Origin of the sequence: Halomonas sp. ATBC28 (assembly GCF_005937175.1) — a bacterium.
In the GTDB taxonomy this organism is placed as follows: domain Bacteria; phylum Pseudomonadota; class Gammaproteobacteria; order Pseudomonadales; family Halomonadaceae; genus Vreelandella; species Vreelandella titanicae.
The window spans coordinates 107,768-120,370 of record NZ_VCQL01000001.1 but is presented as its reverse complement, the minus strand read 5'-3'; the positions used below and the strand labels follow the sequence as shown (position 1 = coordinate 120,370).

Genomic DNA, 12,603 nt, shown 5'->3' with positions numbered 1-12,603 from the left:
TGAAGTCAGCTAGCAGTACCCAACCAAGCGTTCAACTGCTGTGAGAACGCCTCTGGTTGCTCAACATGAAGATTGTGGCCCCCGTTCAGCGAGATATGGCGCAGGCGCGGGGCCATCGTTGCCAAGTGAGTGGCAAGAGTGTGGAACTTGGCGTCCCGCTGGCCCGAAAAATAGCTAATCGGTAGTAGGGTATTTTCCAACCACGACCATAACGAGGGCTGGTGACCCAAGGAAGTTGATCGCAGCATGCTGGCGACGGCTGGCCCGTGATTCGCGAGACGGCGTTGCATTTGCCGACTGCGCTGAACGTCGGTGAGATCGGCAAACACCGGCTGCTGATACCAATCGATAAGTACGTCTTCCAACGGTTCCTGCTCAAAGCGTAGCGCCCAGCGTTCATCATGAGCAATACGGCCAGGATGCTCACTGGCGGGTAGCCCAGGGTGAGCGCTCTCCAGCCAGAGCGATTCCAGACCCGGCGGCTGAAGGCTGGCATGGTACAGCGCCAAACGGCCACCCAGGGAGTAGCCCAGCAGGCAGTAACGGCGAACACCGTGAGTTATCAGCGCATCGCCAAGCCAGTGGTGAAAAGCCTCAAAAGAGCCTACCTGCTCGTGCTGATTCTGGCCGTGGCCGGGTAAATCCAGCGCGAGGGAGTTGATGCCTTCCAAGTCAGCGATGACCTCACCCCAGTCCTGAGCATCGCCCAACAGACCGTGGAGCATTACCAGAGTCGGCGCCTGAGGTTTACTGCTCACGCGGCTCCCCTCGAATCGCTGCGCCAAGATGCTTGAGATCATCAGCTACTTGCTGATGGGGCACGTTAATCTCGATCAAGGTAACGCCCGCCTGCAGGGCCTGAGAGTAGGCCGCCATAAAGGCATCCAGTGACTCTGGCGCGAAGTAGCCAAGTCCAAACATCTTCGCCGCATGCTCGAAGTGTAAGCCATGGGGCTGGCGATAATAGCGCTCCAGCAGATCGTCTTCTTTAGGCACCGGCAGCATATGGAAAATACTGCCACCATCGTTATTGAGGATAACCACCACCAGAGGCTGCGTGGCCTGCTTTAACAGCGCCAAGCTGTTGAGATCATGCAGTGCGCTGGTATCCCCCAGCACAATAGTAGTCGGCTCTGAGCATGTGCAACTGAGGCCGTAAGCCGTGGCAATAAGACCATCAATACCGGAAGCCCCGCGATTGGCAAATACCCGTACCGGCGTTTGGCGATGCGTACCCAGCATATTCATTAGCCGCGCGGGCAGGCTATTGCCTATAAACAACTGCCCTTCAGCCACCTGCGCTAAAAGGTGACAAACTCCCACCTCTGAGAATGCTGTACAGCGCTCTTCCACAAGCTGACTAGTGCGTCGTTGGAGGCTGGCCAGCTGATGGCAGGGAGGTTGTTCAGGTATCGTTGGCAAAGCGGCTATAAAGTCGGCGGGCGAGCATATCAAACGGCGCTTAACACAGTAGTCGGGATCCAACCGCTGGGGCAGCGGATCAACCAACCAGGCATCCTGCCACGGTTGTTGGGCAATAAATTGCGTTAGCCGTTTCGAAATTAACCGACCACCAAACTGCAGCAGTACCTCGGCTTTGGCGAGTTCAGCGCAGAAACGCTCATCATGCAGCGCTAGATCAAAGTGAATCAGATTTTGAGGGTCAAAATGAATTTGGCTCTGTATGTCGGCCAGTAGCGGCCAACCCAACTGCTTGGATAGCTCAACAATCTGCTGCGCCTGCTGGGAGTCATCAACCCTGCCAACCACAATCAGGCCACGCTGCTGGGCAAACGTTACCCACTCGTTGTTGAGCGCTGGAACCGCAGTACTGAATGACCAATCACTCCACGGTTTTGAAGTCGTCAGCCAGTCCCTTAGCGGGGCGAGATAATCACCGGTATCCACCAGGCAGTTGCCGGGGTAAAGCGGTTCGCGATAACGGCAATTAATGTGAATCGGCCCGGGCATACGGCGTTGCTGATCAACAGCTTGATCAACAGTACTGAGTAGAAACGCTGCTTTTATCTCAGCATCCGGCGGCGGCAGATCGTGGTGAACAATGGTGTGGCGGGAGAAAATATCCCGTTGGTCAATCGCCTGATTGCTGCCGTTACCCAGCAGTTCAATGGGGCGGTCGGCAGAGAGTACAATAAGCGGGACGCCGAGCAATTTGGCTTCCACCACCGCCGGGTAAAGGTTGGCCACGGCGGTGCCTGAGGTAGTGATAATAACGACCGGGTGCTGACTGCCCCGGGCAATGCCCAGCGCCATAAACCCCAGTCCACGCTCGTCAAAATGGCAGTGGCAGCGCAGCCCGGCATGCTCGCTGGCGGACATAGTCAAAGGCGATGAACGGGAGCCTGGCGCCAGGACTACATCGCGCACGCCTAAGCGGTAGAGTTCCTCCAGCATTAGTGCCGCCCATACATGATTAAAGGTGGCGTACTCTTCCATGAAACCACTCTTCACAAAACCGTCCGATGTCAGTGCTGTCATCTACGTTATCCCATCCCAAGCAGCGACATAATGTCAGCAATTTTCGTATCCAGTTCGTGCCACTCCTCGTCTGGCTGTGAGCCTGCCACAATGCCTGCACCGGCATAAAGGCGAATTGTTTCTGGGCCGATATGAGCGCAGCGAATGGCCACCGCCAGATCGCTGCTGGTGTGACTGATTCGGCCGAAAACGCCCGCATACCAACCGCGTCGATGGCGCTCATGTTGGCGAATAAATGCCAGTGCCGACTTGCGGGGAACACCGCCTACCGCTGGGGTAGGCGGCAGCACTGCCAGCAACTGCTGGTCGGTGACGTCTCGGTGCAACTCGGCGTGAATCAGACGACGGATATGTTGCACCGAGCGCAGCTTAACAATATGCGCCTCGCCCATCTGGACGTGAGAAGAGAGCGGCTCAAACTGGGTCAAAAGCTGCTGATATACGCACTGGTTTTCCAGACTGTTTTTCTTATCGGCCAGCAGTTCATCGGCAAGCGCTTGATCTTGCTGGGTATCCTGCCCACGACGTGTGGTACCCGCCAGCGCCTCGGTCATTAAATGCCTACCTTTACGCTTGTAGAGCCGTTCCGGCGGGCAGCCGATAAAGGCTTCATGGGGAGTAAATTGGACGCCAAAGTGAAGACAGTCGGCGGCACCGGCCTGCCAGCGTGCTAGCAGCGCCCAAGGGCTGGGCGTTTCAGGTGTGGTTAGGCACGTCTCCCGTGAGAGCACCACCTTGGGTGTGTGACTCAGGTGATCAGGATGGGTGACCTGCTCTACCGACGCCGCCCACTCTTTCTGCGCAGGATGGTCTTCACGCTGATAAACATGAGGCAGCCAACAAGGCAGCCGTTGCTCCTCTTCCAGCGCAGCCAAACAGGCACGAGCCTGGGCTATCTCGGCCTCTGGGCAGCAATCATCAAAGCGCAGATTGAGTGATAACATCACCCCCGCTTGCTGGCGCCTAAGCTCTATACGCGGCAGCAAAAAGTGGCAGCCCGGAAAGTGCTCCCACCCTGGCGTACCGGGGTCGAAGGCCATGCCCCCGAAGTAGTCCGGCTGCTCGCCACCACTATCGGCCAGTGTGGCAAGGTCGGCCTGCAGCGCGGCTAGCGAATCAAACGCCCTAACAACCCCTAGCGCAGCATACTCAACGGCGCCAGCATCACGGGATTGCCAATAGAGACGGGGATAAACGCTTTGCACGTTTAACCACCCCATCAGGTTACCGACCTGACAGGGCGTATTTAGGCGCATAAACCCTTTTTTATCCGTATGACGAAGCGCATCAAGCTGATGTTTGAGTGCTTCAATAGGGTGTGTAACGTGCATAATTCGCCTGTTAGACCCGCGTTTTCAATTAACTACCAGCGTACATCAAGCCTAGCTTTTTTTTCATATAGGGCAGCACCCACCGATCGCCACCCAACCGCCCCGCATTGGCACCCGCCACCAGCAACAAGAAAGTCAGCGCCATCATCCATGGATTAGTGGACACCGTGCCTGCCATCAAAAATGACATGTTCATCACGATGGCGAAAAATGCAGCAAACGAGGTCAGCACACCAACGATCAAACCCAGGCCAACTAACACTTCTCCCAGCGGTATAATGAAATTAATGACATCCGCATTGGGCAACGCAAAATTCTCTAGAAAGGCGACATAATTAGGATAAACCGCGCTTCCCTCGCGCATCACAGGGTTGGCGACAGAATTGCTTAAGAAGCCCTCGGCGTTAAAGCCACCGGTCATTTTACCGATGCCCAAGGTTAGCCAGGTGATGCCTAAATAGAGCCGTAGCAGTAACCAAACTACCGCCATATATTTGTTATGTCTAAATAAGTCGCCAATCATCGCGTAAACTCCTACTCAAGGGGTGCTTGCAGTGTGAGACAAGATGACGCGGCATATTTTGACTTAGATCTACTTTTCCGCACTTAATCATACATTGCCGAATGTTTATTAAATGAAAACGGTCAACAGGAATATCAACGGAATGGATCAAAATAGTAAGCGCCGCCACTACCAAGCCTGGGTGTTAGCCGCTCGCCCCCGAACGCTACCGCTAGCGTGTGCTTCCATTCTGCTAGGTACTGGGCTAGCCGCGAGTGTGGATGCTCTTAATATGGCAGTGCTTGTGCTTGCCCTACTGACCGCCATTGCGCTTCAAGTGCTGTCTAATTTAGCCAACGATTACGGTGATGCTGCATCGGGTGCTGATGACGAACAGCGTATAGGGCCTGCAAGAGCGGTCTCTTCTGGCTTGCTTAGCGCGGAAAAAATGCGCACGGGAATGATCATTGCGGCAACGTTTGCCGCGTTACTGGGGCTGTTACTGCTAGTCGCCGCGTTTGGAAATCAGTGGGGGCAAATCCTCATCTTCATTCTCTTAGGGGCTGCGGCCCTGTTGGCAGCAGTGACCTATACCGTTGGTCTAGGTGGCACCCCTTATGGCTACCGAGGGTTTGGGGACATTGCGGTCTTTATGTTTTTTGGTCTGCTTGGCGTCTTGGGCACCTACTATCTGCATGTACAGCAGTTAAGCTGGCTACCATTTCTACCTGCCGCCGCCTGCGGCCTGCTGGCCACCGCCGTGCTCAATGTGAATAACGTGCGCGATATAGAGAGCGATGCACGCAATGGCAAAATCACCCTGGCGGTGCGGTTAGGCCGCACTAAGGCGATTAGCTACCACTGGGCGCTGCTGGGCATCGCGCTGCTACTCACCTTGATCTATTTAGTTGTACTGCCGGTACCGTGGGAGGGATGGAGCTGCCTGCTGGTGGCCAAACCTCTAACTGACGCGGCCAGAACGTTAAGCCATACCCGTAATGGCGAGATTTTGACCAATATGCTGAAGAAAACGGCCATTTCAACGCTGCTTTATAGCGTACTGCTCTCTATTGGCTTGGCATTGTTTTAAAGCCCCCAAAGCGGGGCAACCACCCCGCTGACAACCTGCTTCGTTTAGCCGTACACGCCTTACAGCACCACCTCATAACCTTCAAACTTTGGTGGGCCAAGATAAATACCTTCGGGTGACTTGGCATTGGCATGGGCCTTCCGGAACGCATCTGACTTAGTCCAGGCGCGGAAGGCTTCTTCCGACTCCCACACGCTGTGGGAGATAAACACGGTGTGATCTTCCTGGCTTTCACCCTGCAGCATCTTGAACTGTTTAAAGCCCGGCACTTCATCCAAGTGAGAGTCGCGGTTACGCCACACCTCTAAAAAATCCTCTTCGCGGCCTGGGGCAATCCGAAAACGGTTCATCGCGATATACATCGTTACTCTCCTACTGGTTTGTTCCTGCAGAGTTGATCCTGCTGGATTGATTACGCAAACGCTACCTTGATGGTAACGTCATGGCATAGTGACGAATAGCTCTCAACCGTCAGGTATCAGTATTATTAATGGCTAAGGCACCTATCCAGGTCGTTTGGTTCAAACGCGAGTACGCATTCATGATCACGCGCCGTTTACTAACGCAGCCGCGGCGGGCCCCACGTTGCCCGTATTCGCCATTGAACCCGACCAAAGAAGCCAGCCAAGTGATTGTGGATAAACTCGCCAGCCAGCGATGCCCAAGCCAACGCACGAAAACAAAATATTGAAAAACCATAATGGCTAGACTCACTCCGCTCTCAACAAACCTGCACGATCTTACAATACACTTATCAACTTTTCTCATACGCTTCCAGCATAGCAGCTAGCTTCAATGTTCTGCTGTAAGCCCATTAGCCATAACTAAAAAATTCACATTTTGGGAAAAAGTGATTGGCAATGATGAATAAATATTTAAACACCAAAAAAGTGCTCTCTACTTCAAATACAGCAGAGTATCGGGTTCTGCTTCCGCTGCTATTGACGGCCATCTTTGCAATAGCACCTGTTAGCATGCTATTCGGCTTTACTGCTTACAAAGCAGACTGGAGCATTGTCGAAATTTTTCTCGTAAGCCTACTAGGCTTTTCTGGGAGCGGGCAGTTTGCCGCTCTACCTCTCTCTGAGTCTGGGGCCAGTTTTTTAACTATTGCTTTCGTTACCACTATGATCAATAGCCGATATTTTGCAATTTCGCTTTCATGCTCAAAAAAATTACCAAAAAACAAGTTGCTTAAGGTTTTTGCGTCCCATGCACTCGGCGACGAAGCGTACGCTATTGAGCAGGGACATAACCAAAGAGCCATGCTGATAATTCGCTTCACCATTTTCTTGTCCTGGATACTCTTTGGGGTAGCAGGCGGCATTATAGCTGGGCTGTTTCCCAACCTTTTACCTGACGACATCAATGCCAGTATTCCTGCGAGCTTGGTGCTTCTTTTTCTTACCATCTCGTATCTTCAAAACCGACCTTATAAAAGTGGTTTGATAACTGTTCCAAAGGCAACGTTCGGCTTTTTAATAAGCGGGCTTTTCTATTACACCCTTGGTGGCATCTACTTTTGGATCCCCTCCATCATTCTATTATCCACTATCTCCTATCTACTGAATAGAAAATATTGAGGAACAAATATGGTAGATAATTTTTTGGTGATTTTGGCTCTTCTACTTACAAGTGTCATGATAAGAGTTCTGCCCTCTTTGTTCACGATTAACTTCGGCGCAAAAGCCCAGTATCTAATTGAGGAAATATTACCTACTTCTATTTTTATTTGTTTCATCACTTATATCGTGATACCAGAGATGGCTAACGGGCTTAACCTATCTATTTTTTCTTTTATTGCAGTAGGCATATTGGCAGTTATATTAAAAAGTGGACTGATCCTAACGACAGTCGTCGCCACCACTCTATATTACGTATTGAGCTGAATAGCCTGCAATACGAGAGCGCTTCAAGGACAGGCTATATAAACTGTCAAAACTGGCTAACTAGCTTTACTTATTCATATATTCCGTTGCATGATAACCCTGCATTCAGACAGAAGCCGATACCTTACCGCCTATGCTAAATTCTTTTTTTAATACCCAGATAGAAAGATTTGAAGCCTTTTTTTCTGGCGTTGCCTTCGAGCCGCATCGGCACGATACGTATGCTGTAGGCAGGACGCTGTCAGGGGTTCATTGCTTCAATTACCGAGGTGAGAAAAGAACTAGCTTGCCGGGCAATACCATTGTGATTCATCCTGATGAACTCCACGACGGTGAGGCTGGTACGAATGACGGCTTCCACTACCGCATCATGTATATTGAACCCTTTGCTCTTCAAGCGGTGCTTGGTGGCCGCACCTTACCCTACATAAAGGGTGGCGTTAGCACAGACCCTCGGCTTTATGCCGCCACAGAATTTCTTATGAATGACCTCCAAACTGCTCATGAGCAGCTTGAAGGGGAAGATATCGTCTTCGAACTAGCCAATGTTCTCTCTGCTGTTGCCGGTCACAAAAGAGGTAGGGTTGCATACGACTATAACGCTGCAGAAAAGGCTAGAGAATATATCCACGATTCATTGGATTCTCATATCACACTTGATGATTTAGCGTTGGTAAGCGGCCGTGAAAAGTGGAGTTTATCAAGAGATTTCAGGGCATTATATGGAACAAGCCCATACCGTTACTTGACCATGCGGCGTCTTGCGTTCGTAAAACGTTATTTGACCCAGGGTTATTCGTTGTCGTACGCCTCAGTTTCAGCTGGTTTCAATGACCAGAGCCATATGACAAATCACTTCAAGAAAGCCTTCGGTCTTACTCCCACTCAGTGGTTATCTAGGTTTAAACAAAACTGTAGGGGTAGTGGCTCATAATCACACTGCAACCCCAAAACTTTCCCCGCCATGAAATAAAAACCCGCTCTCGCCAACAGCTTTCACTGTTTGACGAGGGCGGGCTTTGTGATGCTTAGAAGAGTATTAGCTAAGCGCTTCCAGGGACTGCTCGATAATGCTGAGCCCTTCTTCCAACACCGCGGAAGAGACGGTTAGCGGCACCAGAATGCGGATGCTGTTGCCGTAGAAGCCGCAGGAGAGAAGAATCAGGCCTTTCTCGCGGGCTTTGGCACAGAGCGCACCGGTTAGCGCTGTATCGGGTTTTCCTTCGCTATCGAGCAATTCGAACGCTGCCATGGCGCCTAGCTGGCGGCCGTGGGCAACGGCGGGGAATCGCTCTTCCCAAACAGCAAAACGCTCCGCGAGCATCTTGCCCATCTGCTCGCTGCGCTCAAGAATATTTTCCTCTTCGATCACCTCGATCACCGCCAGCGCTGCCGCGCAGGAGAGCGGATTGCCGCTGTAGGTGCCGCCTAGCGAGTTGGGGCCGGAGGCGTCCATTACCTTGGCGGTACCCACAACAGCCGACAGCGGCATGCCGTTAGCCAGGCTTTTGGCGGTGGTGAGAATATCCGCTTCGATGTCGCTATGTTCGAGGGCAAATAGCTTGCCGGTGCGGGCGAAGCCGGACTGCACTTCATCGGCGATCAGTAGAATACCGTGCTCGTCGCACAGCGCGCGCAGCGCTTTAAGGTAATCCGGTGACGCAATATAGAAGCCGCCTTCACCTTGAACCGGCTCAATCACGATGGCCGCTGTACGGTGCGGGGCGATATCGGTTTTGAACAGCGTGCGAATGGCATCCAAAGACGCTTCTTCGCTGATGCCGTGCAGCGGATTCGGGAATGGGGCGCGGAACACGTCGCCCGGCATAGGGCCGAAGTCGTTCTTGTACGGTAGCACCTTGCCGGTCATGGCCAGGGTCATCATGGTGCGTCCGTGGAAAGCGCCGTCGAAGGTAATAATGCCGGTGCGGCCAGTGGCAGCGCGGGCAATCTTCACGGCGTTTTCCAGCGCTTCGGCACCGGTGTTGACCAGCATCGCTTTGCGCTCAGGGCCGCGCACCGGGCTTAGTTCGCAGAGCTTTTGGCACAGCTGCACATAGGGCGCGTAGGAAATGACCGCGGCGCTGGTGTGCATGACTTTCTTGAGCTGCGCTTCAACGGCGGCGACGATTTTCGGGTGGCGGTGGCCCAAGTTCAGCACACCAATACCGCCCGCGAAGTCGATCCAGCGGTTGCCGTCGGCATCCCACAGCTCAGCATTTTCAGCGCGCTCGGCAAACTGGGTTGTCGGCGTGGCAGCACCGTTAGCCACGTAGCGGTTTTTCAGGTCGTTCAATTCTTGGTTAGTCATCATAGCTTTCCTTATAAACCGCCAACGCAGACATATTTAAGTTCAGTAAATTCATCAAGACCGTGGTGGGAGCCTTCGCGACCCAACCCGGACTCTTTAACGCCGCCAAACGGCGCCAACTCGGTGGAGATCAACCCTTCATTCACACCGACCATGCCGTACTCCAGCTGCTCCATGGTGCGCCAGATGCGGCGGTAATCCGTAGCGTAGAAGTAAGCCGCCAGGCCAAAGGGTGTATCGTTGGCCATGGCAATGGCTTCTTCATCGCGCTGGAAGCGAAACACCGGCGCGACCGGGCCGAAGGTCTCTTCGTCGGCCACGGCCATCTTGGTGGTCACATCCGCCAGCACCGTGGGAGTGAAGAAGCGCTCGCCTGCGGCGTGAGGCTTACCACCGCAGAGCAGCCGAGCACCCTGGTTCACTGCGTCGTCCACATGGCGCTGCACTTTATCTACCGCTGCTTGGTTAATCAGCGGGCCGATAATGCTGCCATCCGCCAGGCCATCGCCAACCTTCAGTGCGTTCACTCGCTCGGTGAGCTTGCTGACAAACGTATCGTAAATGCCGTCCTGCACCAGGAAGCGATTGGTGCATACGCAGGTTTGCCCAGCGTTGCGGAATTTGGAGGCGATTGCGCCATCAACAGCGGCATCTACATCGGCGTCGTCAAACACGATAAACGGCGCGTTGCCCCCCAGCTCCATGGCGGCCTTCTTCACTGTACTGGCGCACTGGGCAAGCAAGTGCTTACCCACCGGGGTGGAGCCGGTAAACGAGACTTTGCGCACCCGTGAATCCGTGGTGAGCACCTCACCCACCGCTGCCGGTTTTGAGGCAGTAATCACGTTAATGGTGCCTGCAGGCAGACCCGCTTCCAGCGCCAGGTAAGCAGCGGCTAGCGCCGTTAACGGCGTAGCTTCTGCGGGTTTAATGACTACGGTGCAGCCAGCGGCCAAGGCCGGGGCGCACTTACGAGTAATCATCGCTAGCGGGAAGTTCCACGGGGTAATCGCCGCCACCACACCGATCGGCTCGCGCAGTACCAGCAGGCGCTTATCCGCGCCATGGCTGGGCAGGGTTTCCCCTGCCATGCGCTTGGCCTCTTCGGCGAAAAACTCAATAAACGACGCACCGTAGATCACTTCGCCTTTGGCTTCTGCCAACGGTTTGCCCTGCTCCAAGGTCATTAGGCGGGCCAAGTCGTCGGCGTGCTCAATGACCAGGTCAAACCAGCGGCGCATCAGTGCAGAGCGCTGTTTCACTGGCGTGGCTCGCCAGGCAGCACCAGCGTTGTAAGCCGCAGCGACGGCGTCACGGGTATCGTCGGCGTCCATATCGGCCACCCGGGCAATCGTTTCACCGGTGGCGGGGTTATCTACCGCAAAGCTCTGCTTGCCTGTACGCCATTCAGTGCCAATCAGGGCAGGGACGCCGTCGTGCAACCACTGTTCGATAAAGCTCATAAGAGGCTCCTTAAGTCTCGGTGGACAACTTACAGGTCAACTTTCATATGACGGTCGCTGTAATCACGGCCATAAGTGCGCAGTGCGTGAACATATAACGCGAGGCCTAATACGGCCCAACCGGCAAAGATGATCCATTCAGCGCCGCTAAGTGCCGCCGGGCTACCGGGCAGGTAGAGGCACGCCATTGCGAAAGAGAGAATGATCGCCAGAGTGCCGCACAACTTGCCGTTGCTAACCTTGAACGGGCGCGGCATATCCGGCTCGCGCACCCGCAGCACCACAAAGGAGATCGCCACAAACAGGTAGGCCAACACGATGCCTAAACCACCGGCGTTAACGATCCACACCAGCGCAGGGCGGCCAAAGAAAGGCGCCAGACAGGAGAGAAAGCCCATCATAAAGATGGCGTTAGTGGGCGTTTTGTAGCGTGGGTGCAGCTTGGCAAAGGGGGCTGGCAGCATGCCTGCTTTAGCGAGGGCATAGATTGCCCGGGAACCGCCAATATAGAAGGCATTCCAGCTTGTAATAATGCCCGCAATACCCGCCATGACCATTAAGTTGCTGGCCCACGCGGCGTTAAACAGGCTTCCCATGGCGTCCGGCACACTCAGTGAACTGGCCGCCAGTTCAGTGCTGTTGAGCGCCAGGCTGGTCGCCAGAATAATCAGCGCATACCACACCACCGCCAGAATGACTGACATCATCAGTACTTTGCCGATGGCCTTATAGGGCAGATTGATCTCTTCAGCGGCCTGGGGGATAACGTCAAAACCCACAAACAGAAACGGCACCATCACCAGCACCGCTACAATGCCTGCGAACACACCGGTGTCGGCCTGGGTGAAGAGCGGCATCATATTGATGGTTTCGCCTTCAAACAGCGAACCGGTGACAAACATGACGCCCACCAGCAGAATTAACCCAGTCACTACCTTTTGCAGCAGCGCAGCGGTCGTTACACCGAAGTAGTTAATTACCATCATGGCCAGCGAGCCGCCCACGCCTACGGCTACCCAGGTGGCTTTCACTTCCCACCCGGCAATCGTCCACAGATGACCAACGGCATAGTTGGGCGCCAAGTGTTCAATCACCGTGGGAAGTGCTACCGCTTCAAAGGCCACCACGCTTAAGTAGCCTAGAATAATCGCCCAGGTACACAAAAAAGAGGGTAAGTGGCCTAGGGCGCGGTAGCTGTAGACGTGCTCGCCACCGACTTTAGGCATCGCAGCGGCAAGTTCAGCATAGGTAAGGCCAACCAAGACAATCGCTAAACCGCCGATAATAAACGCTATAATGGCGCCTAGGCTGCCAGCGGATTGAATGGCGGTACCGGTGAGTACAATCCAGCCCCAACCGATCATGGCACCGAAGGCCAGCGCTAATACATCGCCACGGGCGAGTACCCGGACGAGCCCTTCCTGTTGTGATGAGGATGTGGTCATTTGAAATTGTCCTGCGAGTTATTGGATGTTGTCGTAGGCGCTCAGGGGCGCAGTATCCTGATCCTGTTTTAGC

At 54.0% G+C, this 12,603-nt stretch carries 12 protein-coding genes; 4 read left to right on the top strand and 8 right to left on the bottom strand.

Annotated features, from left to right (window positions below):
- Window positions 1-5: 5 nt before the first annotated feature.
- From menH to E0L35_RS00550, 4 genes are read right to left on the bottom strand one after another with little or no spacing between them, the layout of a single operon-like run.
- A complete protein-coding gene (gene menH / locus E0L35_RS00565) occupies window positions 6-758 on the bottom strand; it encodes a 2-succinyl-6-hydroxy-2,4-cyclohexadiene-1-carboxylate synthase (RefSeq protein WP_138799291.1) in 753 nt (250 codons plus the stop codon).
- Window positions 748-2,499 (bottom strand): 2-succinyl-5-enolpyruvyl-6-hydroxy-3-cyclohexene-1-carboxylic-acid synthase, encoded by a 1,752-nt coding sequence (gene menD / locus E0L35_RS00560; protein ID WP_138799290.1) that lies wholly within the window; start codon window positions 2,497-2,499, stop codon window positions 748-750. The genes menH and menD overlap by 11 nt, the downstream gene beginning before the upstream one ends.
- A 5-nt stretch (window positions 2,500-2,504) precedes the next feature.
- Complete coding sequence (locus tag E0L35_RS00555; RefSeq protein WP_138799289.1) at window positions 2,505-3,830, bottom strand: isochorismate synthase; 1,326 nt, start codon at window positions 3,828-3,830, stop codon at window positions 2,505-2,507.
- A gap of 28 nt (window positions 3,831-3,858) precedes the next feature.
- On the bottom strand, window positions 3,859-4,353 hold the full coding sequence (locus E0L35_RS00550; protein ID WP_138799288.1) for a DoxX family protein: 495 nt from the start codon (window positions 4,351-4,353) through the stop codon (window positions 3,859-3,861).
- Between the two features lie 142 nt (window positions 4,354-4,495).
- On the opposite strand from E0L35_RS00550, the gene menA reads away from it, so the two are divergent.
- The gene (menA, locus tag E0L35_RS00545) at window positions 4,496-5,422 is read left to right on the top strand and encodes a 1,4-dihydroxy-2-naphthoate octaprenyltransferase (RefSeq protein ID WP_027957071.1); all 927 of its coding nucleotides are present in this window, start codon (window positions 4,496-4,498) and stop codon (window positions 5,420-5,422) included.
- A 59-nt stretch (window positions 5,423-5,481) separates the two neighbouring features.
- Here menA and E0L35_RS00540 read toward each other — a convergent pair whose 3' ends face one another.
- Window positions 5,482-5,784, bottom strand: a complete 303-nt coding sequence (locus E0L35_RS00540) for an antibiotic biosynthesis monooxygenase (RefSeq protein WP_022521683.1) — start codon at window positions 5,782-5,784, stop codon at window positions 5,482-5,484.
- Window positions 5,785-6,282: 498 nt separating this feature from the next.
- Between E0L35_RS00540 and E0L35_RS00530 the strand changes: the two genes are divergently transcribed.
- The 3 genes from E0L35_RS00530 (at window position 6,283) to E0L35_RS00520 (ending at window position 8,245) form a co-directional block, all read left to right on the top strand.
- Entirely contained in the window at window positions 6,283-7,005 is a 723-nt protein-coding gene (locus tag E0L35_RS00530; protein WP_249362072.1) for an AzlC family ABC transporter permease, read from the top strand.
- A gap of 9 nt (window positions 7,006-7,014) precedes the next feature.
- Window positions 7,015-7,311, top strand: a complete 297-nt coding sequence (locus E0L35_RS00525) for a hypothetical protein (RefSeq protein WP_035538740.1) — start codon at window positions 7,015-7,017, stop codon at window positions 7,309-7,311.
- A gap of 133 nt (window positions 7,312-7,444) precedes the next feature.
- The gene (locus E0L35_RS00520; protein ID WP_138799286.1) at window positions 7,445-8,245 is read left to right on the top strand and encodes an AraC family transcriptional regulator; all 801 of its coding nucleotides are present in this window, start codon (window positions 7,445-7,447) and stop codon (window positions 8,243-8,245) included.
- Between the two features lie 105 nt (window positions 8,246-8,350).
- Here the strand turns inward: E0L35_RS00520 and gabT are convergent, their stop codons facing one another.
- Genes gabT through E0L35_RS00505 form a run of 3 tightly spaced genes read right to left on the bottom strand, consistent with a single transcriptional unit; the run spans window position 8,351 to window position 12,530 of the window.
- The gene (gabT, locus tag E0L35_RS00515) at window positions 8,351-9,622 is read right to left on the bottom strand and encodes a 4-aminobutyrate--2-oxoglutarate transaminase (RefSeq protein ID WP_039857345.1); all 1,272 of its coding nucleotides are present in this window, start codon (window positions 9,620-9,622) and stop codon (window positions 8,351-8,353) included.
- 11 nt (window positions 9,623-9,633) lie between these two features.
- Entirely contained in the window at window positions 9,634-11,085 is a 1,452-nt protein-coding gene (locus E0L35_RS00510; RefSeq protein ID WP_138799285.1) for an NAD-dependent succinate-semialdehyde dehydrogenase, read from the bottom strand.
- Window positions 11,086-11,114: 29 nt separating this feature from the next.
- Window positions 11,115-12,530, bottom strand: a complete 1,416-nt coding sequence (locus E0L35_RS00505) for an APC family permease (protein WP_138799284.1) — start codon at window positions 12,528-12,530, stop codon at window positions 11,115-11,117.
- Window positions 12,531-12,603: the final 73 nt, after the last annotated feature.

Bases quoted from the DNA above. Each gene is read 5' to 3' on its own strand.
- menD (WP_138799290.1), bottom strand. From the start codon at position 2,499: ATGACAGCACTGACATCGGACGGTTTTGTGAAGAGTGGTTTCATGGAA.
- E0L35_RS00555 (WP_138799289.1), bottom strand. From the start codon at position 3,830: ATGCACGTTACACACCCTATTGAAGCACTCAAACATCAGCTTGATGCG.
- E0L35_RS00550 (WP_138799288.1), bottom strand. From the start codon at position 4,353: ATGATTGGCGACTTATTTAGACATAACAAATATATGGCGGTAGTTTGG.
- menA (WP_027957071.1), top strand. From the start codon at position 4,496: ATGGATCAAAATAGTAAGCGCCGCCACTACCAAGCCTGGGTGTTAGCC.
- E0L35_RS00540 (WP_022521683.1), bottom strand. From the start codon at position 5,784: ATGTATATCGCGATGAACCGTTTTCGGATTGCCCCAGGCCGCGAAGAG.
- E0L35_RS00530 (WP_249362072.1), top strand. From the start codon at position 6,283: ATGATGAATAAATATTTAAACACCAAAAAAGTGCTCTCTACTTCAAAT.
- E0L35_RS00525 (WP_035538740.1), top strand. From the start codon at position 7,015: ATGGTAGATAATTTTTTGGTGATTTTGGCTCTTCTACTTACAAGTGTC.
- E0L35_RS00520 (WP_138799286.1), top strand. From the start codon at position 7,445: ATGCTAAATTCTTTTTTTAATACCCAGATAGAAAGATTTGAAGCCTTT.
- gabT (WP_039857345.1), bottom strand. From the start codon at position 9,622: ATGACTAACCAAGAATTGAACGACCTGAAAAACCGCTACGTGGCTAAC.
- E0L35_RS00510 (WP_138799285.1), bottom strand. From the start codon at position 11,085: ATGAGCTTTATCGAACAGTGGTTGCACGACGGCGTCCCTGCCCTGATT.
- E0L35_RS00505 (WP_138799284.1), bottom strand. From the start codon at position 12,530: ATGACCACATCCTCATCACAACAGGAAGGGCTCGTCCGGGTACTCGCC.